General features: G+C 55.5%; 18 protein-coding genes. 6 read left to right on the top strand and 12 right to left on the bottom strand.

Going from position 1 to position 22366, the window contains the following annotated elements; genetic code table 11:
• Positions 1-64: 64 nt before the first annotated feature.
• The 11 genes from ACTPOE_RS02565 to ACTPOE_RS02515 form a co-directional block, all read right to left on the bottom strand.
• Positions 65-994: an FkbM family methyltransferase gene (locus tag ACTPOE_RS02565; RefSeq protein ID WP_458870631.1), complete on the bottom strand. Its 930-nt coding sequence runs from the start codon at positions 992-994 to the stop codon at positions 65-67.
• A gap of 48 nt (positions 995-1042) precedes the next feature.
• Positions 1043-2107, bottom strand: coding sequence for an NAD-dependent epimerase/dehydratase family protein (locus tag ACTPOE_RS02560; RefSeq protein WP_458870629.1), 1065 nt, complete (start codon positions 2105-2107; stop codon positions 1043-1045).
• Positions 2108-2131: 24 nt separating this feature from the next.
• Positions 2132-3001, bottom strand: a complete 870-nt coding sequence (locus ACTPOE_RS02555) for a class I SAM-dependent methyltransferase (RefSeq protein WP_458870628.1) — start codon at positions 2999-3001, stop codon at positions 2132-2134.
• A 66-nt stretch (positions 3002-3067) separates the two neighbouring features.
• On the bottom strand, positions 3068-3907 hold the full coding sequence (locus tag ACTPOE_RS02550; protein WP_458870627.1) for an SDR family oxidoreductase: 840 nt from the start codon (positions 3905-3907) through the stop codon (positions 3068-3070).
• Entirely contained in the window at positions 3897-4955 is a 1059-nt protein-coding gene (locus ACTPOE_RS02545; protein ID WP_458870626.1) for a Gfo/Idh/MocA family protein, read from the bottom strand. The genes ACTPOE_RS02550 and ACTPOE_RS02545 overlap by 11 nt, the downstream gene beginning before the upstream one ends.
• A gap of 24 nt (positions 4956-4979) precedes the next feature.
• A complete protein-coding gene (locus ACTPOE_RS02540) occupies positions 4980-5846 on the bottom strand; it encodes a sugar phosphate isomerase/epimerase family protein (protein ID WP_458870625.1) in 867 nt (288 codons plus the stop codon).
• 2 nt (positions 5847-5848) lie between these two features.
• Positions 5849-7633 carry a thiamine pyrophosphate-binding protein gene (locus ACTPOE_RS02535; protein ID WP_458872735.1) on the bottom strand — a complete coding sequence of 595 codons (1785 nt, stop codon included), beginning with the start codon at positions 7631-7633 and terminating at the stop codon, positions 5849-5851.
• 5 nt (positions 7634-7638) lie between these two features.
• Positions 7639-8838 carry an FkbM family methyltransferase gene (locus ACTPOE_RS02530; protein WP_458870624.1) on the bottom strand — a complete coding sequence of 400 codons (1200 nt, stop codon included), beginning with the start codon at positions 8836-8838 and terminating at the stop codon, positions 7639-7641.
• Position 8839: 1 nt separating this feature from the next.
• A complete protein-coding gene (locus ACTPOE_RS02525; protein ID WP_458870623.1) occupies positions 8840-10774 on the bottom strand; it encodes an N-acetylneuraminate synthase family protein in 1935 nt (644 codons plus the stop codon).
• Positions 10756-12120 (bottom strand): GHMP family kinase ATP-binding protein, encoded by a 1365-nt coding sequence (locus ACTPOE_RS02520; protein ID WP_458870622.1) that lies wholly within the window; start codon positions 12118-12120, stop codon positions 10756-10758. The genes ACTPOE_RS02525 and ACTPOE_RS02520 overlap by 19 nt, the downstream gene beginning before the upstream one ends.
• Positions 12117-12815: a sugar phosphate nucleotidyltransferase gene (locus tag ACTPOE_RS02515; RefSeq protein WP_458870621.1), complete on the bottom strand. Its 699-nt coding sequence runs from the start codon at positions 12813-12815 to the stop codon at positions 12117-12119. Before ACTPOE_RS02515 ends, ACTPOE_RS02520 begins: the two co-directional genes overlap by 4 nt.
• A 250-nt stretch (positions 12816-13065) precedes the next feature.
• Between ACTPOE_RS02515 and rfbF the strand changes: the two genes are divergently transcribed.
• From rfbF to ACTPOE_RS02485, 6 genes are all read left to right on the top strand, one after another.
• Positions 13066-13836, top strand: coding sequence for a glucose-1-phosphate cytidylyltransferase (gene rfbF, locus ACTPOE_RS02510; protein ID WP_458870620.1), 771 nt, complete (start codon positions 13066-13068; stop codon positions 13834-13836).
• Entirely contained in the window at positions 13836-14909 is a 1074-nt protein-coding gene (gene rfbG / locus ACTPOE_RS02505) for a CDP-glucose 4,6-dehydratase (RefSeq protein ID WP_458870619.1), read from the top strand. Before rfbF ends, rfbG begins: the two co-directional genes overlap by 1 nt.
• A gap of 39 nt (positions 14910-14948) precedes the next feature.
• On the top strand, positions 14949-16277 hold the full coding sequence (gene rfbH / locus ACTPOE_RS02500; RefSeq protein WP_458870618.1) for a lipopolysaccharide biosynthesis protein RfbH: 1329 nt from the start codon (positions 14949-14951) through the stop codon (positions 16275-16277).
• 131 nt (positions 16278-16408) lie between these two features.
• Positions 16409-17821, top strand: a complete 1413-nt coding sequence (locus tag ACTPOE_RS02495) for an MBL fold metallo-hydrolase RNA specificity domain-containing protein (protein ID WP_458870617.1) — start codon at positions 16409-16411, stop codon at positions 17819-17821.
• A 61-nt stretch (positions 17822-17882) separates the two neighbouring features.
• Complete coding sequence (locus ACTPOE_RS02490) at positions 17883-20459, top strand: cation-translocating P-type ATPase (RefSeq protein WP_458870615.1); 2577 nt, start codon at positions 17883-17885, stop codon at positions 20457-20459.
• Positions 20460-20539: 80 nt separating this feature from the next.
• Complete coding sequence (locus tag ACTPOE_RS02485) at positions 20540-21406, top strand: LOG family protein (RefSeq protein WP_458870613.1); 867 nt, start codon at positions 20540-20542, stop codon at positions 21404-21406.
• Positions 21407-21499: 93 nt separating this feature from the next.
• Here ACTPOE_RS02485 and ACTPOE_RS02480 read toward each other — a convergent pair whose 3' ends face one another.
• Entirely contained in the window at positions 21500-22318 is an 819-nt protein-coding gene (locus tag ACTPOE_RS02480) for a thioesterase family protein (protein WP_458870612.1), read from the bottom strand.
• Positions 22319-22366: the final 48 nt, after the last annotated feature.

The raw sequence follows: 22366 nt of genomic DNA, 5'->3' as shown, positions 1-22366 counted from the left end.
GAAATTTCTATCATTTATAAAAAACACCTATAATCATTAAAGCACATAAGAATGCAAGACGCCCTCAATCACATGCCCATTTTCTGATTATGGATTCATGCCGAACTGGATGAAGAAAGACAAAATTGGTCTGCACTGTTTCTTCTGTTACCATGACACAACGCTCGAGCTTTTCATTCTTCTCAGAAAAAATCCAAGCCTCATAACCATACTGTGTCAAAATTTCAAACACATCATTTGGATGATAGCCAAATTCCTTGGACCATTTCCGCAAGAGTTCGATCAGAAGCACCGGAGTATGAGACAGGATGTCCTGTCCACCCTGCACGACTAAGAGCTCAGCCCCCTCGACGTCAATCTTGATTAGGCTTGGAATCAGCTGATAAGCTGCACAAAAAGAATCGAGTGTCATTGTAGAGCAGACAATCTTCTCAAGCTCAGCGTGTCCTCTGGATTGACCAGTCAGCTTCATGGATGTTGCGCCGGCAACGTCTTTGGCAAAGAGAAACTCAACCTCTCCCGGCCGATCAGACATCCCGGCACAAACAGGTTTAATATTTTTAGAATTATTTAAAGCAATGTTTTTTTTCAACGCATCGAACGTGCTGGGAATCGGTTCAAATGCGCGAATAGTAGAATTTGGGAAAGCCCGGGACAAAACAAGGGAATACCAACCACGATTAGCACCAACATCCAAAAAGACACCGCAATCGTCAAAAACGGATTTCATGAAATCCGTTTCCTTTTCCTCATAAATTCCAAAATTCATCAAGGCATACCCCGTCGCATGAAGATCGACAGGATCTATATACATGGAAATCTGATGCATCTTGGATTTAATAACAACCCCACTCGCTAAAAGCCGAACTTCCTCTACATCCGTGCCATTGATGAAGGCCGGATATTCGAATAGAGAGAGGTGCAGATCAAAAGTTTTTTCTGCATATTCATATTTGGAAATTTTGTCCGACAGATAATCCTTCTTGACTTCCATCAGATGATTTTCATTCGAGGAAACATTACCCAAGGCCCAACTCCAAATTTAAATATTTCTGAAATGACTCAATACCCTTCGAAACCCGATCTCAGGTGTCGTTTTTGGGTGCCATCCAAGCTTTTTAATCTTGGCAATATCAAAATGGCCACTGGCACGTATCTCCTTTTTTTTGTCATTATCCTCAGGAAGCAAGACCACAGTCCCTTCTCGCGAAGACATGCCAGCAATCAATCTTGCCAAATCAAGTATTGTTATTTCACTATCCATACCAACATTATATGCATTACCCGAATCTCCTTCTAAAAGCAGTATCAGAAAAGCAAAGGTCGCATCAGCGATATAACAAAATGGACGGCTACTCGTGCCTTGGCTATGCAATCTTATATCTCTCCCGGCCAAGGAATCAGACAAGAGATCAGAAAACACACGACCATCATTAAGATCGATGCCTGGGCCATAAGTATGTGAAATACGTGCAATCACCGCTTGCACGCCATACTGTCTGAAATAGGCAGCGCATAGTGTTTCACACAATCGCTTGCTTTCACTGTAGCAAGCATAAATTTCCAGTGGGTCCTGAGTCCCGAAATCAGTCTCGTCAATAGCGCTTTGACTATCTCCGTGCCCATAGACGGCTCCACTGCTCATAAACAAAAGACGAGCGTCTTTTTTTCTAGCAAGCTCTAGCATATTCAAGGTACCAAGCGTATTGGTTCGAATAGTAGAAGCTGGATGCTGGAGATAATATTTCGGGCTGGAAGGGCTGGCAGCATGAATGATGTAGTCAATCGGTGCCTCTATTAAAAGCGGATCACACACATCCTGAACCACGGGGATAAACCAGACATAAGAAATCAAATGCGGGAAGCGATCTTCCAGTTTCTTTTTATCCCGAACCAACAAAAAAATACAAATCGGATCACAAGACCACGTCTTGTTCAGCCAAGCAAAGAACTCAACCAGATAAGCAGCCAGCAGCCCAGCCGCCCCTGTGATCAGAATGCTTTTACCGGAAAACCGCTGCCAATCATCACGCAGGCTGAAAATATCTTCCATATCCTGCTCTATGACCAGGCTCTTCTTTCCTATATGACCATTCATGGCAGGCATCTAAAAAACCATAATGTTTTCAATTTACCGCGCAAGCTTTGCTAATACCCCAATGATTTCCCCTTGCCTCCACCCAAGATCCACAGGCAAGAAATGTGTGTCTACTACTTCCAAGCCGGTACGGATCATTAATGCGTGAAGTGACATTTTGGTAAAAAAATTGACATGCTCATGCCAATGATGCTTGTGCGATGCAAGATCCATGGCACCAGGATGTTCACGCATCAGTGCCTCATGAGGTACTTCTATATACAGCAAAGATTGATCATCTAAAGCAGAAATCATCAGATTGATCACATCCAAGGGATATGAAACATGCTCTAGAACTTGACTGCATGAGACAAGATCATAATGCTGAATACCAATGGACGCAGGATCAGCGCGACATGCACCTTTCACCACATCGACTGTTGAAATATCATATATTTCGACATGCCCTCCCCCCCCAAGAAACGGCGTATTGATGCCTGTCCCGCCACCCCAGTCAAGAATCATGGGATGTTCTGGCAAGTAGGGCTTAAGCCATTGCTCGACCTTTGTCAGGTAGGCCTCTCTGTGGTGGTAGTAATTCACGACCTCGGCATAGTCAGGCTCATAAGAGATACGCTCCCGATTATATTTTTCATCTCTGTAATTATGATACAGCGCGGCCATCTGATCATCAGTAAATCGATAATCTAGAAAAAGGGCGCCACATTGCTGGCATTGTAATGAATTGCATAGGGTATAAGCCATGCCCGAGCGTAAATCGCGCAGCCCCCACTGTTCTGAAATCTCTACCGGCTCGTGATTAAACACACGCTTTGCCACAAACGGCATCAATACCGCAGGAGAAGATTCGAGCACATCACACCCACAACAGATGCATTGCTTCGCAAAAAAGTCATGCTGCATACTTTTTAGATATCTAAAAATAAATTGATCAACAGTGCGACTTAAGCAACGACTTCATGTAGCACATCACCACACACTTCGTCCGCCATCCACAACGAGATTGGTTCCATTAAGATACGCGGAGGCATCGGAACACAAAAAAGCAACCGCTCCTCGGTATTCATTTTCTGCGGCCATTCTGCCCATGGGAATCAGTTGAGTCAGCTTCTTGACAAAAACATCATCCTGTCCAGCGTAAATACCGCCAGGAGACAACGCATTGCATCGCACACCCTGTTCACACCAATAGGTTGCCAGATATTTTGTCAAGCCAATCAAACCATGCTTTACCACTGAGTAAGTCACTGGTTTGACAGGCTGCTGATCAGGCGCTACCCCATCCACACGATAGATGCGTTGGTCTGGTGCAATCACACCGAGATCAGAAGCGATATTAATAATTACCCCTCCACCCTGCCGGGCCATCTGGCTGCCAAACACTTTTGCGCAATTAAAAGCCCCGCCCAAGCCGACATCCAGATCCAGCTGCCACTGCGTCCACGAAAAGTTTTCTAGGCGTGAGAAATTTTTACGATCTGAGTTTTCCATCTTTGGATTCCTCGCGGCATTATTTATCAAGATATCAACGCGTTGATACTTCTGATTAATTGCCTCAAGAACATCCATCAATGAATCAATATCTGTGATGTCAGACTGAAAGAAAGAAACATCAACCTTATGCTCTTTTAGCAGGCGATCATGATTTTTTCTCAAGGCATCTAAGCTGATATCCAATAAAATGGAGACCCCCCCCAACTCTGTAACAGTTACGGCATGTTGATACCCCAGCAGCCCACCCCCGCCCGTAATGACGGCCACTCTGCCGCTCAGATCAAATAAGTCAGAAAGTGTATTTTTAGCCGACATGTGCGCCGAAGTCCTTCAAGATGATTTCCTGCCCCGATTCCAATGACTCTTTAGCAGCTAACGCAAGGCGCAGACTCTGCAGGCCGCCATATAAATCAACCTCGGGGATGGCACGTCCGACTAAACAATCAAGAAAATGTTTCGTCTGCGACATGAACATATCATTACGAGAAAAGTCTTGAAAATCCGAACTTTCTACTACAGCCCCTTCGCCATCGTAAACGCGCAATTGCGTACGTATCAGGTCGATTTCAACCCCTCCGGCATCTCCGGAAATTTTGAACCTGCGCGTAGGCGGTCTTTGAATAAAATCCTGATGTAAAATAATGGGAAAATCACCAGCCGTGCTTTTATATTGCATTAGCGAAATAGCGGTATCCTCCACGTCTATTTCCAGCTTGCTCAGCCTCCCCCCGCGACACAGAATCGTTTCTGGCAACCCGAAAAACCAATAGATCAGGTCCATCTCATGGATTTGAGAAAGAATTACCCCACCACCTTGATCAGACCGGGCAGCATACATCTGGCGATAGTCCTCGTAGGGATGCCAATTGGGTAGATACTCGCCTATCTCGGCCTGTGCGCTGATGACATTTCCAAACCACTTGTGATCCAGCAATGTTTTTATACGGATTAGACCGGGATGGAAACGAAAATTATAGCCCACATAGAACAGAAGATTTTTATCCCGAGTCAGCTGTAGCAACTCTTCGGCACCATCCAGATTGCTGGCAACCGGTTTTTCCATGAATACCGCCACGCCGGCACGCGCACACTCCAAGGCAATCGCCATGTGTAAAGAATTGGGATTACAAATGAATACAGCATCAGGTGCCGCCGCAAGCCCGCTTGCAAGATCCTGATGAACGGTGATGTTGTAGTCATGCTCAAGATTCGCCCCGGCCTCAATCTTCATTGTTGAGTCCAGCTTGGTGTGGTGTCCCCTTACCCGATACGCATGAACCTCCAAGTCATTACCCAGTAACGCCTTCAAGTTGCGCAGGTGCCGCTGACCAATACCACCAAGACCGCAAAAAAGAATTTTCACACGAGCAACCTGATTCGTTATATTTTAAAGCGTGCTGCCACGCAACCAGTCTGAGGCGATCATTACAACATCTCGCATCCAGTTCAATTCATCGCCTGAAACGCCTCGTGCAACCTGCAGCACGAAATCCCCTCTGTAAGAAGCTTTGATCAATGCCTTTCGCAATGCAGTAAAGTCAGCATCACCCTGTCCTAAGGGCACGGTCTTGCCTCCTAAGACCCTATCTTTGATATGAACACTACCTACCCAGTGTCCATAGGCATCGAACTCAGCCTCGGGCGCATAGCCCAAGGATGAGCTATTGCCAGAGTCATAATTAACCTTCACCAAAGGATGATTAATTGCTTGTAGCAAATCGCGAAATGCAGCGGGTGCAAGATCGGTTTCCAGGTGCAGTTCGATGTTTTTTTGCTCCGCCACCGGCAAAACCTGCTTCAGACACGTCACCACCTGATCTCGCTCCTCACTGGATCGGATAGCAGAGGCATCTACAAAAGGCAAGACGATACGCCGTATCCCGAGCTCCGAGCATATGCCTATCAGCCAAGAAAGGCGCTCTAGCCGAGCCGCCCGCTCTGCGTCTGTACAACGCAGAAATGGATAATCCATAAAATAATCGGCACAAATGGAAACGACACTGACATGGTTGTCGGCTAACAATGTCTTGAGCTCTTCGCGCCCTGAAAGTGTTTCCAGAGGATTTGCCCCTTCGCCATAGGCATCATAAATCCACTCAATGCCGCGTAATCCAACAGAAGCTGTAGACAGGATTTCTTTGCGCCACTGCTCACGCGGAAAGCACTGGAATCGGCCGCTTTCAGGGGCAGTCAACCGCCCCTGCATCATGTAAAACCCCGACTCAGCATAGTCAACCAGGTAGTTATCAGCCATACTCAGTCACTTATCAAGGGAATCAACATATTGGACTTCAGCTCATCTTGATCAAGATAAGGGAACAAGTTTTCAAGAGGATCCGAAACCATACTTCCATTCTCCCCTATCCGCGACTTCACACGCGGGCCAATGGCTTGATCAGGCTTGACCATGACCTCGCAAACAGCCGGCCCAGGCAATGCCAAGGTTTCTTTGATCACTGCCTCCAGTTCATCCGGATTACTGACACGTCGCACCTGCACACCAAACGCAGCAGCGAGCAGACCAATATCTGGCAAAGTCAGACCGGAACTTGAATCACATCCCAGCGTCTCTTTGAAATAACCGGATTGGGACGCTCGAATCGACGCATACCCATTATTGTTAAGAACAAAGTATTTAATGGGCAAATTCAAACGACGAACAACCTCAAGTTCCTGGATGTTCATCACAAACCCGCCATCACCATCCACAGAGATCGTCCGCCTGCTGCCGCTGCCCAGACAACCGCCAATGGTCGCCGGCAAACCATAGCCCATAGCACCTAGACCACCTGTAGCGACAGAACGTTGGCCACGCTTCAGTTTTGCCGACACCCAAAAAGTGTCAATGGCGGCCCCAGAGCTGCCGGGAACGATCACATCATTCTCAGCCAAAGCATCACATAAGACCTCGGTGAAAACATAGGTATTGATAAACTCCCGTTCGTTTTTATAGTCAGACAAAACGACAGGGTACTTGTCCTTCCATTCCTGGCACCGAACGGCCCAACCTGAGAAGGAAAAGGCCTTCTCGCGGGATGCTTCCAATAGGGTGCGCATGAAATCTCCAGCATCGCACAGAAAAGTCTGATCTGGCATGTCACCCAACTTATTCAGTTCAGCCTGATCCACGTCCACAACAACAATTTGTGCGCCACGTGCAAAATGCTGTCGATTGAACCCCGTAATGGAAAAATCCATCCGACACCCAATCGCCAGCACCAGATCAGCATTTTGAACCGTAAAATTGGCGCCACGCGAAGCAACCGTTCCGCAGCGGCCAAAATACAAAGGATGCTCATATTCGAGCAAATCCGCTGCAATCCAGGTGGTCAGGGTTGGAATCTGCAATTTTTCAACCAAACCCCGCACCAAATGGCCCGCACCAGCACCATGCACACCATTGCCCAGTAACAATACTGGCCTTTCAGCATTCGAAATTCGACCGATAAGATCGACGGTTTGGGAAATATCGCACGGATAGCTTTCTTGCGGAGCATCATAGCCTACAAGACTTTCAGGATCGATTTCTGTGGCCTGCACATCGAGGGGCACATCAATCCATACGGGCCCCTTGCGTCCGCCCAGCATGAGCGAAAACGCCTTCTCTAATTCGTACCGAACCTTATCCGGATCAAGCAGACAGACCGAATACTTACAGATAGACTGCGTCACACTGACGATATCAAGCTCCTGCGTGCCAGACTGCCTAAGTCCTGTATCGCCCTTCAAGTCTGCCCTTTTCACTTGACCAGAAATAAAAACCACCGGCGTTGACTCAAACCATGCACCGGCCAACCCTGTCAAGGCATTCGTGGCTCCGGGACCAGAAGTGACCAGACAGATCCCAAATTGCCCCGATGTGCGAGCATATCCTTCAGCAGCAATAGCAGCCCCTTGCTCATGCAGCATGCTGATCGGCTGAAGGGCCTTCTGGCGATATAGTGCATTGTTCAAATGCATCGCACCGCCGCCAGGCAAAAAAAATACATGCCTAGCTTGTTGGCGGACAATGAAATCAAATATATAATCAGCAACACGCATAAAAATCAAACCTTCGGATCGACAGGAAGCCGGTGCTTCGGAACGGCATAAAGAACAAGATCCCAACCATCATTTAGATGCGGACAAAAACTGAATTCATAACCTTTATGCCATTCACTGATCTTGAGCATCAAACTCCACAGATGATCTTGTAGATGATAAACACAAACTGCCAACACAGGCGCATGCTCTGTAATCACCCGCCGTCCGCCCTCTAGGCACTGCGGCTCAAACCCTTCTATATCCATCTTGATGAAAGTAGGCGTCGCCGATTTCTCAACCAAGCGATCCAACGTACTGACAGCCGCAGTTTCCTGACCTTGACCTACTCGCGAAGCCGGCCCCGCATCATTCTCTACCTGTATCGTGCCCTCTGTATCCCCCACTGCCATCTGATGCGGATAGATTTTCTTCAATCCCCTACCCGCAATTTCTGCAACACGCCGCTGCAGCTTGTCAAAGTTCCTTGGCGAGGGTTCAAACGCATGAATTTCCTGAAACCCCCTACCGGATCTTAGAAAATCAACTACAGTATCTCCATCAAATGCCCCGATGTCATACAGAACTTCATTTTTATTTTCATTCATGAATTTCGGGTCGAAATAAATCTCCAGATCCGAAGCCGAGGGGAGCGCATCATAGTCCAGCAGCAATCGCCAGCGGACGTGGCCTACAAACAGTTTCCTTGACTCTTCATCAGAGATCAGTTTGAAGGCACGGCGGATATCATCCGCTTGCAGCAATGCTTTTTCTGGAACATCCAAAGAATAATGCGGCAAAAATACTTCAGGAAAGCGCCATGCCAAATGACCGAACAGAGCAATTTTTTTAAACCCAAGATCCCGCAAAAATCCCAAACGATCACGCATGCGATCAGGGGCCCTGCCGCTCCAAATCGTGGCAATCACACTCGGCAAATTGCCCTGATATTTTTGAGCCAATTGAGCAGGCGCCATCACTTCCACACCATCAATCAAAGTCCCCCAAAGCTGCGGATTATTATCAATAAACGCAATCGGTTCCAGGCCGACCCTCTTGACGAAAGGCAGCACTTGCCGACCCAAAAGACCCGCGCCAAAAAGGACAACAGGTCCGACGTCCTCGCCCAGGATATCCGTCAGCGCACTCTGACGTCTCTTTTGTGCAGAGTCCACCGACTCACTTAGCAATCCCTCAAGCTCCATCTCTAGACTCAGACTCTGCATCTCATACTCCCGCATTTAATTTCTCTAAAAAATTCAGCGCTGACCAAAACCCAGCCCCATGATCCTTGTGTCCTTGCCACACTTCGGGGATGAAACTCACCCCTGGATAGCGCGCGATCTGCGTCCAGGTCGCCGGCCAATCGACATCGCCCGTCCCCATCAGCACCCCTTCCCCGTTATTTCCCTTGGCATCAGCCACATGCAAGTGCGCCGAGTACGGCAACAGTTGTACCAGTGCCGCCTGAAAGTCCAGACCGAAATGGAAGCAGGTCATCTGCAGATGTGAGAGATCCAGACACAGGCGCAGCCCCGATCCCTTGGCCTGTTCAGTCAACTCATCCGGCATCATGAAAATATTCTGATGCCGCTGACCACCGAAGTGCCAGGGGAACGGCGCCATGTTTTGCGGGATCAACTCCGTATCACGGAAATCAATCTGCTTGCAAGATTCCTTGAATCGCTGGTAGAGCACTGCGCGCTGCTCAAACGGCAGAGGCTCATCTGCAGAAAACCCACCGATGTTGGCCACAATCAATCGTGCATCCGCGTTCGGGAAGAACTCACTGATCTGCATGGTTGCATCCACCACGCGCTGCAGATTGTCGATGGACCTTTGGCGGTAATCCATATCATCAGAGACCAGATCCAGCAATTCGCTGTTCTCGAACAATTCAGGCGCATGCACCACCAGCCGTGAACACCCGACCGTTTCAAGGTAAGGCTGGGGCGCTACAGAAAGATCTCGGTAGGACAAGTGAAATTCGAACAGATCCGGGCTAACCCATTGCCGATACTGACGGAAATCATGGTAGCGGACAGGCACTCCCCAGCGCACGGGAAAGCGATACTCGCGCGCCAATGGTTTCTGCTCCTGCAGATCACTGGGGTTCAGAAAATCACCTTGTTCCAGGCTGCGCTGCGCAGTGCGCCCCAAAAGCTCTGGCAAGCGATAAGGCGCCAGCCCCTGCCCAGGGCTGGCAATGCGGAGCATGTCGGCGGTAAAGACTTGGCCCGTCTGGATAGCCCGGGCTGCAATGACGCTTTTCCCCAGGTTTTCACGATTGAGCAGCTCTCCCTGGCTCGCATGACGACCAGGGCCCTGCCAAGACAGGGCTTTTTCGATTTGACGGATCCCTTCGACCAACTGACGAAACTCGGCAGGCTCGAGGCTGGCCAGGTGATCGGGACCTTCCATGCCGCGATCCAGGGTGATGTGCCGTTCAACCACCTGAGCGCCTAAGGCGACCGCCGCTAGAGTAATGGCAATCCCTCGTTCGTGCCCCGAATAGCCGATCAAGGGGTGCAGTTCGCGTAAGCGTTTCAGATAGCCCAGCTGAATATCATGCTCTGGCGCAGGATAGGCGCTATTGCAATGCAGCAGAACAAAAGGCACACCCAGCGTATTCAGGTGTTCAATCGCCCGGATGATCTCGGGCTCGTGTGACATCCCCGTGGAGACAACCAGCGGTTTACCCAAAGAGGCTGCTTTGCTCATCAAATAGGGATTGCAAAGATCCGCCGAGGCAATCTTCAGTGCCGCTACATTGAATCCGGCCAATACATCCACACTGGGCTCGTCCCACGGTGTGCATAAATATATCACCCCTTTTTGGGTGCAGTATTCGCGCAATGCTCGATGCTCATCCAGGGGAAGCTCTACCTTGTCAAGCAGATCTTGAATGTATTCGACCCCCAAGTCCTCTGCCCTGGAACCATCCGCTTTAATTCGATACAACGCCTCACGATTGCGAATCTGAAACTTGACGCAATCGGCCCCTGCAGCCTGCGCCTGATCCACCAGATCCTTAGCCAAGGCCAAAGATCCATTATGATTGTTGCCGATTTCAGCAATCACGAATACTCGGCTGCCGCCAACAGGCATGCCTTCGATTACAAAAGAAGCACAAGAGGATGTCATTAGGCCTTGGTCCGCCATGAGGTCACGCCATTAAATTCAAAACGAAAATGAGAAGAGCTACAGCCCAGATCGGAGACGGCCTGAATCACAGCATTGCGATTTTCAGGTCGAACATAGAACAGAAAGAAACCACCGCCCCCCGCACCCAGCAATTTCCCACCCAAGGCCCCAGCCGATCTTGCCGCCTCGTAAATATCATCGAACTTCTGATTGCTGACTTCATTGGAAAATTGCTTCTTCAACAACCAGGTTTCATGCAGGCAGCGGCCAAATTCGTTCAGCTCGGCACGAATCAAATGCTGATGCATGCGTCGGCATAAGTCGACACTGGCCTTCAGCAGTGATGACTGAGTGGCTGACGCTGTTTGCATCTGCGAGCGCTGTACATCGTGCAAGCGACCGGAATCATGAGAAACGCCCGTGTCGCATAACAACAGACAAGCTTCCAATTCGTTACGCGTGCCCTCTTCCAGGCGGATCGGGTGGACTAGATTACGCTGATTCTTGAATTCGATCAGATTGAAACCACCGAACGCGGAAGCATACTGGTCCTGCCAGCCTCCAGATATCCCAAAACAAAGCCGCTCTACCTGGAAGGCCAGCTCTGCAATCTCATACGCGTTCCATCGGTCCTGGCGCAATTCATTGAATGCAGCAATCACTGCCGTCGTCGCTGCAGACGACCCTCCAAGGCCTGACCCAACGGGAAAATCCGAACGTAGATAGAGATTAAAGCCATAGTTTGGACGAACTACCGATATGACACTGGACAACAAGCTTTTTGTATCGTGATCCAGCAAGGCTTGCAAATGATCGAAATGCTCTTCCTTGACCAGGTCCTCAGCATAAATATGAATTTCACCATCCTTTCGAGGCATCAGAGTGGCATGAGAATACAGTCCTACAGTGCAATTGAGCACAGCGGCAGGATGATCAACAAAAAAATAGGTCAAATCCGATCCGCCGCCGCAAAAACCCATCCGGACAGGCGCTCGAGCCCTGGCCAGAATCGGCACCTCTGGAATGGCGCGCAACTCTCGAGTGTAGATCTCGCGCAGCACCCCTTGGGCATCCACGCCCGGGATCACGTGATACCCCAGATCGAAGATCTTGAGCAGCTCTTCTCGAGACGTATCGATGCGTACAGAAGAAAAATGCTGATTCATACAACGGGAAACCGATGTATCCATTCCGTCTTCTTTCAGCAAATAGCGGCGGATGTCCCCATCGGTCACCACGCCGGTCAAGCAGCCTGCCCCATCCACGACAAAGGCGACCTTTCGCCCGCCGGACTCTACGCATTTCACGGCATCCCGCACCGTACTATCGGCGGGCAGCGTCAGAATGCTCAATAAAGGGTTCATAAGGCCTCACCTGAGACAATCACATGTTTGAACTGATCCAATGCCTCGGGGATACCGATGTCGATGAACGTGCCCTCATGAGTGTGCGCAAACAACTGCTTGCGCCTGATCAATCCCGGTAGCAGATCATGCTCCATGGAACAAGCCTGTACCGCATGATCTGACCAAACCGCGTGGGAAAAACTGTAAGCCCCTGCGCTGACCAGACCCGGACCCACGCGACCCTTTTCGTGCAATGCCAGCACGAGCCCGTCTCCATCCAATTCGAGCCCTCCGTAGCGCCCGCAATCAGCAACCCGGGTGACCAGAACCACGCCTTCCTGACCGTGCGCAACCAGGGCACCATAGGCACGAGCCGGCAGAAAAGTATCCGCATTGAGCACCAGATAACGCCGATCAGGAGAGGTCTTGCTGAGCGCGTACAGCAACGCCCCGCCCGTCCCCATAGGCTGGGGCTCAACAACCAGTTCCAGCGAAACCTCTGAGCTCTTTGCCAACGACGGCAAAGCATCCGCGATCTGATCTGCCCGGTAGTGGGCGCACAAGATCGCATGATCAACGCCCGCCTGATGCAATTGTTCTAGAACCAATGCCAGGAAAGGTCTGCCTTGTACGTCCACCAAGGCTTTCTGCCCCCCTTTCAGGACGCTCTGCAGGCGGGTTCCTGATCCACCACAGAGGATATAGGCTTGCATGCCTGACCTTTTCGATACCACAAAGAAACCAAGTATAGGAGCCTCCTCTCCTAGGCAATTGGGGCAATAGGGCGATAAATAGCCGTCATTCCCCGTTCTTTTCAAGGGTTTGCTCACCCCTAGCGGACAGCATACTGCCAAGGCTTTAACTGTAAACTCTAGCCCTTCGACCGGCCCCCATGACGAGCGCTGTTTGCCCTTGGTCGCGACCGTTGTTCCCCCCATTGAGGCGCATCAAAGGATACCTCCCATGAAAGCAGTCATCCTCGCTGGCGGACTTGGCACTCGCATCAGCGAAGAAACCGCGGCCCGACCCAAACCCATGGTGGAGATCGGCGGCAAGCCTCTGTTGTGGCACATCATGAAGATCTACTCCCACCACGGGATCAACGACTTCATCATCTGCTGCGGCTACAAGGGGTACGTGATTAAGGAGTACTTTGCCAACTACTTCCTGCACATGTCCGATGTCACTTTTGACATGTCGGAAAACACCATGCAGGTCCACGAGCGCCACGCAGAACCCTGGAAAGTCACCCTCGTCGACACCGGCCTGGATACGCAAACAGGCGGACGGCTCCGCCGGGTTGCGCCCTACCTTCAGGGCGAAGCATCCTTCTGCTTTACCTATGGGGATGGCTTGAGCGACGTGGACATTAGCGCTGTGTTGGCATTTCATCGGTCGAATGGACTACTTGCCACCATCACGGCTACCGCCCCACCCGGACGTTTCGGCGCATTGGACATTCAAGACAGCAAGGTTCAACGTTTCCAGGAAAAACCCAAGGGCGACGGGGGTCTGATCAACGGGGGATTCTTCATTTTGTCCCCCGAGGTCATCAAATACATCGACGGCGACAACTGCCTCTGGGAGCAATCCCCCCTCGAAACCCTAGCCCAGGAAGGCCAACTGGGTGCTTATATCCACGAAGGGTTCTGGCAACCCATGGATACGCTCCGCGATAAAACCCAGCTGGAGAATCTGTGGCAATCGGGACACGCCCCCTGGAAAACATGGTAATGAAGGACGGTTTCTGGCACGGCCGCCGTGTCTTTATCACCGGCCACACAGGTTTTAAAGGCAGCTGGCTCAGCCTATGGCTGCGAAAGCTCGGTGCAGAAGTCACCGGGCTTGCCCTCCCTCCCCCTACATCCCCCAGTCTGTTCGATCTGGCACAGGTCGCGCAAGGCATGGACTCCATCCTGGGAGACATCCGGGATCCGGAGACAGTTCGGTCCGCAATGTCCCGCGCCCAGTCCGAAGTGGTGATCCATATGGCCGCCCAGCCCCTGGTCCGCCGCTCGTATCAGGACCCCGCAGAGACTTACGCCGTGAACGTCCTGGGGACAGTGCACGTCCTGGACGCCATCCGACATTGCCCATCCGTCAAAGCAGCGGTCAACGTCACGACGGACAAATGCTATGAAAATCACGAGTGGCCTTGGCCCTACCGCGAAAACGATACTTTGGGTGGGCATGATCCCTATAGCGCCAGTAAAGCCTGTTCCGAACTGGTCACGGCCAGCTATAGACGCGCTTTTTTAGAACAGCCAGAACCAGGTCATCAAAAAGTCGCGCTGGCCAGCGCCCGCGCCGGCAATGTCATTGGCGGTGGCGACTGGGCTCCCGACCGCCTGATCCCCGATCTGGTGCGCGCACGCGATAGCCGCCAACCCCTGCAGATCCGCCGTCCCCAGGCCGTCCGCCCATGGCAGCATGTCCTGGAGCCTTTGCGCGGCTATCTGATGCTGGCGGAACGCCTGCTGGATCCAAACACCCAGTGCGCCCAGGCATTCAACTTCGGCCCCTCCACTCATGACGCCCGAACCGTCGCCTGGGTCATCGAACGCCTATCCCGACAATGGCACGTACCCGTGCATTACAGCGAAGATCACACGGGCCCCCACGAAGCCGGCCTGCTGCAGCTCGACGCATCAAAAGCACGTCACGTGCTGGGCTGGCAACCCCAATTGACCGTAGAGGCCGCACTGGATCTGACAAGAGACTGGTTCGAGCGTTTCTGGAACGGCGCAAATCCCGAGGATCTGGTGTTGAGCCAGATCGAAAGCTACGAATCACTCTGCGCCCCGTAGTCTTATCCTCCCAACTCAGTTTGTTATGAGATCAGCAGCATGATTGACACGCCCGAAACCCGAGCCTTGCGGCAGGACATCGCAAACTTGGTGGAAAAATACGCCGCAATCGCCCTGACCCCCCAGCCTTTTTCCCCTGCAAGTTCAGCCATTCCGCCCTCGGGCAAGCTGATCGATGGCAAAGAGCTGCAACTGATGGTTGAAGCGGTGCTGGATGGCTGGCTGACGACAGGCCGATTCAACACGCAGTTCGAACAAAATCTGGCGAAATTTCTGGGGGTCAACTACGCCATTACGGTCAATTCCGGATCTTCGGCCAATCTGGTTGCCTTCAATGCCTTGACCAGCCCCAAGCTGGGAAAACGAGCTATTCTGCCCGGGGATGAAGTGATCGGCGTCGCTGCCGGCTTCCCGACGACAGTCAATCCCATTATTCAGTTTGGTGCCGTCCCGGTATTCGTTGACATTCATCTGGGCACATACAACATCAACGCCGACCTGATCGAGGCCGCCATCACGCCGAAGACCAAGGCCATCATGTTGGCCCACACCTTGGGCAATCCCTATAACTTGGATCAAATTACGGCCTTGTGCAAAAAATACGGGCTCTGGCTGATTGAAGACTGCTGCGACGCGCTGGGCTCCACCTACCGAGGCAAGATGGTGGGCTCCTTTGGGGATATCGGCACACTGAGCTTCTATCCCGCCCATCACATCACCATGGGAGAAGGCGGCGCCGTCTTTACCAATGACCCAGAACTGAAAACAATCGCAGAAAGCTTCCGCGACTGGGGACGAGACTGCTACTGCGCCCCCGGCTGCGACAACACCTGTGGCAAGCGATTCAATTGGCAATTTGGCACCCTGCCCGCCGGCTATGATCACAAATACACCTACAGCCATCTTGGCTATAACCTGAAGATCACTGACACCCAGGCCGCCTGCGCCCTGGCACAGATTGAAAAGGCGCCCTCTTTCATCGCCCAGAGAAAAGCACATTTTTCCTATATCAAGGAACAATTGTCCGACTGCGAGGATTTCCTGATCCTGCCCGAAGCAACGCCTCATTCAGATCCATCCTGGTTCGGATTTCCCCTGACGCTTCGCGACGACGCACCCGTCACGCGCCTGGACCTGCTGACCTACCTGGATCAGTACCGCATCGGAACGCGACTACTGTTTGCTGGAAATCTGACGCGCCAACCCTATATGCAAGGTCGAAATTATCGTATCAGCGGGACACTGGAGAACACGGACACGATCATGAACCAAACGTTCTGGGTGGGAGTACAGCCCGCGTTGACCCAGGAAATGCTCGATTTCATGATTTTGAAGATCAAGACGTTTTTGGGAGTGGCGTTTGAGTAGGGGGTAGGGGGAGGTCGAACCACTGGCACAACTTGGGTCATCAACGCGACGATAGGTGTATCCTTCCTCTATCGCCGCATCTTTGGTCGGGCCTGGACATCTGTTCATTGCGCAAGCCGGAGTGAATGCCTATGAAGCTCAGTTTTCTCGGCGCGGCCCGCGAGGTCACCGGATCGTGCTTCCTGGTGGAGACCGAAAATACCCGCTTTCTGGTGGATTGCGGCATGATCCAGGGCGGACGCGAGGCCGAGGCCCGCAACCGGAAGCCTTTCGCGTTCGATCCGGCCTCCATCGATTTCGTCTTGCTCACTCATGCCCACATCGACCATAGCGGCCTGCTGCCCAGGCTCGTCCGCTCTGGATTCAGGGGGCCGATCCACACCACGGGGGCCACTTCCGAACTGCTCGAGGTGATGCTGCCCGACAGCGCCCACATCCAGGAAACCGACGCCAGGCGCGAGGCGAGGCATTCCAGGGGAAAACGCCCCATGCCGCCGCTGTACACCCTACGGGATGCGCAGGAATGCCTGAAGCGGGTGCGGAGCATCGGCTACGACCAGGAATTCGCGCCCCACGCCGAGGTGCGCTGCCGGCTCCGCGACGCAGGTCACATCCTCGGCTCGGCCATCATCGAGATTTCGGTCACGGAGCGCGGCCACGTCACCAGGATGGTGTTCAGCGGCGACCTGGGGCAACCGGGACGGCCGATCCTGCGCGATCCCACACCGATCCAGGAGGCCGACATCCTGGTGATGGAATCCACCTACGGCGACCGCCTGCACCAGGACCTGGCGTCCACCGAGGACGAAATGATCGCCATTGTCGAGCAGACCCTGTTCAAGCGCGGCGGCAACGTCATCATGCCGGCGTTCGCGGTCGGCCGTACCCAGGAAGTGCTCTACCACCTGCACCGCTTCGTGTGCGAAGGGCGGCTGCGGCGGCCCCAGGTATTCGTCGATTCGCCGATGGCCACCGAAGTCACCCGCATCACCCGCCGCCACCTGGAGCTTTTCGACGAAGAAGCCCGGCGCCTGTCGGGCTGGCACGAGCGCGGCGCCGACATCCCCTACCTGCACTTCACCGCCAGCGTGGAGGAATCGATGGCCCTCAACCAGATCCGCTCCGGAGCCATCATCATTTCCGCCAGCGGCATGTGCGATGCCGGACGCATCCGCCACCACTTGCGCCACAACCTGCCCCGACACGAATGCAGCGTGCTGATTTCCGGCTTCCAGGCGCAGGGAACGCTCGGCCGGCGCCTGGTCGACGGCGCCAGGCGGGTGCGCCTGTTCGGCGAGGATATTCCCGTGCACGCCGAGATCCACAGCATCGGCGGCCTCTCGGCGCACGCCGATCAGGCCGCCCTGCTGGACTGGGCGGGCCATTTCCGCCGGCCGCCGGCCCGGACCTTCGTGGTGCACGGCGAGCCGGAGGCGGCGCAGGTGCTGGCCGACAGGCTGCATCAAAGACTCGGCTGGCGGGTGACGATCCCCGAGTACGGCCAGGTGGCGCATTGGCCGGACCTTCCACGGGACCGGACATGACCGCCCCGCCCGCGGTCGCCATGCCTCAAACGCTCGACATCGGCGGGACGGAGGGCATGCGATGAACGACTGCGCCCCCAGGAGGGGACTCGACAGCGCCGAGGCGGCTCGCCGCCTTGCGCTCGACGGACCGAACGAGCTGCCACGGCCGCCACGCCGCACCGCTTGGCGCATCCTGCTGGAAGTCGCCCGCGAACCCATGTTCCAGTTGCTTGCCGTGGCCGTGTCCATCTATCTGCTCCTGGGAGACATTTCGGAGGCTGGCGTGCTGCTGGCCTTTCTCGCGGTCATCGTCGCGATCACCCTGGTGCAGGAACGACGGACGGAAAAAGTGCTCGAGGCGCTGCGCGACATGACCAGCCCCCGCGCCCTGGTATGGCGGGACGGGGAACGGCGGCGGGTCGCGGGCAGGGATCTCGTGCGGGGCGACCTGATCGAACTGTCGGAAGGCGACCGCGTGCCCGCGGACGCCCAGTTGCTGGAGGCCAACGACCTGGCCGTGGACGAGTCCCTGCTGAGTGGAGAATCCCTGCCGGTCATCAAGGCCGTGGCCAACGACGAGGCCCAAGTCGCCGCGGCCCGGCCGGTCCTGGTCCATGCCGGCACGATGGTGGTCGGGGGCCAGGCCGTCGCGCAAATCACGGCCACGGGCGCGCAGAGCGAAATCGGGCGTATCGGCGCGGTGCTGGGCGCCATGGAGGAGGAATCGACGCCACTGCACCGGCAGACACGCCAGCTCGTGCGCTGGTTCTCCTGGATCGGCCTGGCGGTGAGCCTGGTCATCGGCCTGCTCTTCGTCTGGACTCGCGGCGACTGGCTGGGAGGAACGCTGGCCGGCATCACGATGGCCATGTCGATGCTGCCTCAGGAGTTCCTGCTGATCCTGACCGTGTTCACGGCCATGGGCGCCTGGCGCTTGTCGCAGCATCGCGTCCTGACGCGGCGCGCGTCCGCCATCGAGGCGCTGGGCTCGGCCACGGTACTGTGCACCGACAAGACCGGCACGCTGACCCGGAACCAGATGGCGATCGAGGCCCTCGTGCGTTTCACCCCCGACGGACCGGTGAGGTGGGCCCGCGGCGACAGTCTGGACGAGGCATTCCAGGCGCTGCTGCGATGCGGCACGCTGGCCAGCGAGCGGGACCCCTTCGATCCGATGGAGCGCGCGTTCCATGCCTTGGCCAGGACCTGCATCGAACCCGTCCCCGCCGGCTGGGACCTGGTGCACGAATACAGCCTGAGCCCGGGCCTGCCCACAATGTCCCACGTCTGGCGGGCCGACGATCGCTCCGACCACATGGTGGCGACCAAGGGCGCCCCGGAAAGCGTGGCCGGCCTGTGCAGGTTGCCCGACGACCTGCGGGAGCAGGTGCTGGCCGAGGCCGGCTCCCATGCCGATCGAGGCATGCGCGTGCTGGCCGTCGCCACGGCGGCCTTCCGCGGGACCGACTGGCCAGCCGACCAGCACGGCTTCGATTTCCGGCTGCTCGGCCTCGTGGCGCTGGCCGATCCGATCCGGGACGGCATTCCCCAGGCAATCGAGGAATGCCGGCGCGCGGGCATCCGCGTGGTGATGGTCACCGGAGACCACCCCGGCACGGCGCGGGCCATCGCACGCCAGGCGGGCCTCGATGCCGAGGCCGGTCTGCTGCGCGGCCAGGAGGTCGCGGCCTCGAGCGACGAGGCCCTGCGCCGCAGCGTCGCCGCGACGACCCTGTTCGCGCGTGTGGCGCCACAACAGAAACTGCGCATCGTCCAGGCATTGAAGGCCAATGGAGAGATAGTCGCCATGACCGGGGACGGCGTCAACGATGCGCCCTCCCTCAGGGCGGCCCACATCGGCATCGCCATGGGAGGGCGCGGCACCGACGTGGCGCGCGAGGCGGCTTCGCTAGTGTTGCTGGACGATGATTTCGGCGCGCTGGTGCAGGCGATCCGGCTGGGCCGGCGCATCTACGACAACCTGCGCAAAGCGATGCGTTTCGTCTTCGCGGTCCACGTCCCCATCGCCGGACTGGCGCTGATTCCTCTGCTGCTCGGCTGGCCGCTGCTGCTTGCACCGATGCACATTGCATTCCTCGAAATCATCATCGACCCGGTCTGCTCGATCGTCTTCGAAGCGGAGGAAGAGGAACGCGACGTCATGGACCGTCCGCCACGCGATCCGGCGGCCCCCTTGTTCTCGCCGGGCATGATCGCGCAAAGCCTGATGCAGGGGGCCGTCGTGCTGCTGATGGTGAGTCTGTTCTACTGGGCCCTGCTCCGGTACGGAGAATCCGAACCCGCGGCACGCGCCGCCGCCTTCATCGCGCTCGTGAGCTCGAACATGGCGCTGGCCCTGGTCAACCGTTCGCTGGGCGCCAGCCTGGAGGCGATCTTTCGCGCACGCAATAAAGCCTTGTGGGGAATGATCCTGATCACGACGGCCCTGCTCGTGGCGGTGATCGGCATTGCGCCGCTGCGCCAGTTGTTCGGATTCGAGGTTCCCGGCCTTTTCACCATCGCCTCGGCAATCGGCGTCGGTGTGATCGGGCTATTCTTGCTGCTGATCCAGAAGACCATCGCATCGGCACCTGCACGGCCCGCGGCGGCCATGCGCCGCCAGGACCTCCGAAACCGCATCCCGGGAAAAAAATGAGCGACTCATCCTCCAGAAAGCACCCGCCGTCTCAGGAAAACACTCACGAACCGCAAGCCGGTTGCCCTGGCGGACCCGCCATGAACCCACCGCTGGACGACGCCGGACGTCTGCGCGCCATCATCAAGTCGCCCACATACCGCCTCGCGTACGAGGACATGGATCTGCTCGCCCAAAAAGACCTGCGCCCCTTGCGCCTGCAGCTCGAACTGCTCAAACCCGAACGCGTATTGAATGAACAGGGCGTGCGCTCGACCGTGGTGGTCTTCGGCAGCGCGCGCCTTCGCGACACCGCCACCGCGCGCAGTCGGCTCGCGGAACTGGAGCGGCAAAAGGATCCCGCAGCGGCGGATCCAACGCAGGAACGGAAACTGGCCCGGGCCCGCCGCCGCGTGGAACAGGCGCAGTATTATGAAGAAGCACGGCGCTTTGCGCGGCTGATCTCGACACGCTTCCAGCAGGAAAAACGGTGCGATTTCGTGGTCGTCACCGGAGGCGGGCCGGGCATCATGGAAGCGGCCAACCGCGGAGCATACGACGCCGGGGCGCGCTCGATCGGGCTGAACATCACCCTGCCCCACGAACAGGCGCCCAATGCCTATATCACGCCGGAACTGGCATTCCGCTTCCACTACTTCGCCCTGCGCAAGATGAATTTCCTGATACGCGCGCGCGGCCTGGTCGCTTTTCCGGGGGGCTATGGCACCCTGGACGAACTGTTCGAGGTGCTGACCCTGATCCAGACCGGCAAGATGACCCCGATTCCCGTGGTTCTCGTCGGACGCGCGTTCTGGCGCCGCGCCATCAATTTCGACTACCTGATCGACGAGGGCTATATCGCGCCGGAGGACACCGCCCTGTTCGAGCACGCCGACGACGCCGAGGAGATCATCGCCGCCCTGGAACGCTTCTATGCGGGCGCAATGGGGAAGAATGTGGCGGAATGACCCCGAGGCATCCACGATCTCGCGCGATCCCGCAAGAAACGCCGTCTCGCGGCGACCGACGGGCCATGCGACCGTCAGGCCGCGAACGGGCGCTTACCGATCCCGGATCCGCACAGTCAGGCTCTGCGCCGCCGTGCCGACGGGCCCTCGGATATCGCTCAAAACCGAAAAAGTCTCGCCCAGACCGGTCGGGCCAAAACTGACGCGTGTATCGAAACCGGCCCAACCGGCCTCGGGCTGGCGCGTGAAATGGATGGTCAAGTCCACGTTTGCGAAGAACACCGCGTTCGGGTCCTCGCGCACCGCCAGTCCGTTGGCGGTGTCGACCAACTTCACGAAACCGGCGACGGGAGGATCGAGCTCCCCGTCGACCAGCGGATAAGACGAGCGAATCCAGCTCCGTCCCCTGCCTGGGCGGCCATCGGCTTCCCGGCGCGCTTCCAGCGATGCGATGAACCCTCCCTCCCAGATCGAAGAAAACGCCAGAGGCGGCATCTCGTCGGGTGGCGGCGGAGGCGACCATTCCGAACCCTGCACCTGCGCCGTATCGGTCGTGGCGAGGCGCCAGATCCGGGCCTGGACGCTGACCTGGTCCCCATGGCGCATGCTGGCCTCGATCAGTTCGATCGAGCGGCCCGGGCGCACCATCCGGACGTCGATGGTAAATGGACCGGAATGGATGACCCCCAGCACATCGAACGACACCCGGGACACCAGTTTGTCGCTGGGCAGACGGCGCTCCGCTTCCGCCAGGACCAGGCCGGAAGCCGCTGCCAGGTGCTGCTCGCCAGGCTGCCAGGCGCCCTGGGCGTGCAAGGTGGACAAGAATTCGGTTTCCCCGCGGCGGACGTAGAAGGCGTCCGGATAGGACTCGCCGGCATGGCCGAGGTGCAGGTTCTGGGTGGTAGACATGGGCAAGAGTATAGACCGGTAACAAGTGGGTTCTTTGAAGGCCCTGAC

Source organism: Castellaniella sp. WN, from assembly GCF_054457555.1.
This window is presented reverse-complemented; position numbering and strand designations above follow the sequence as displayed.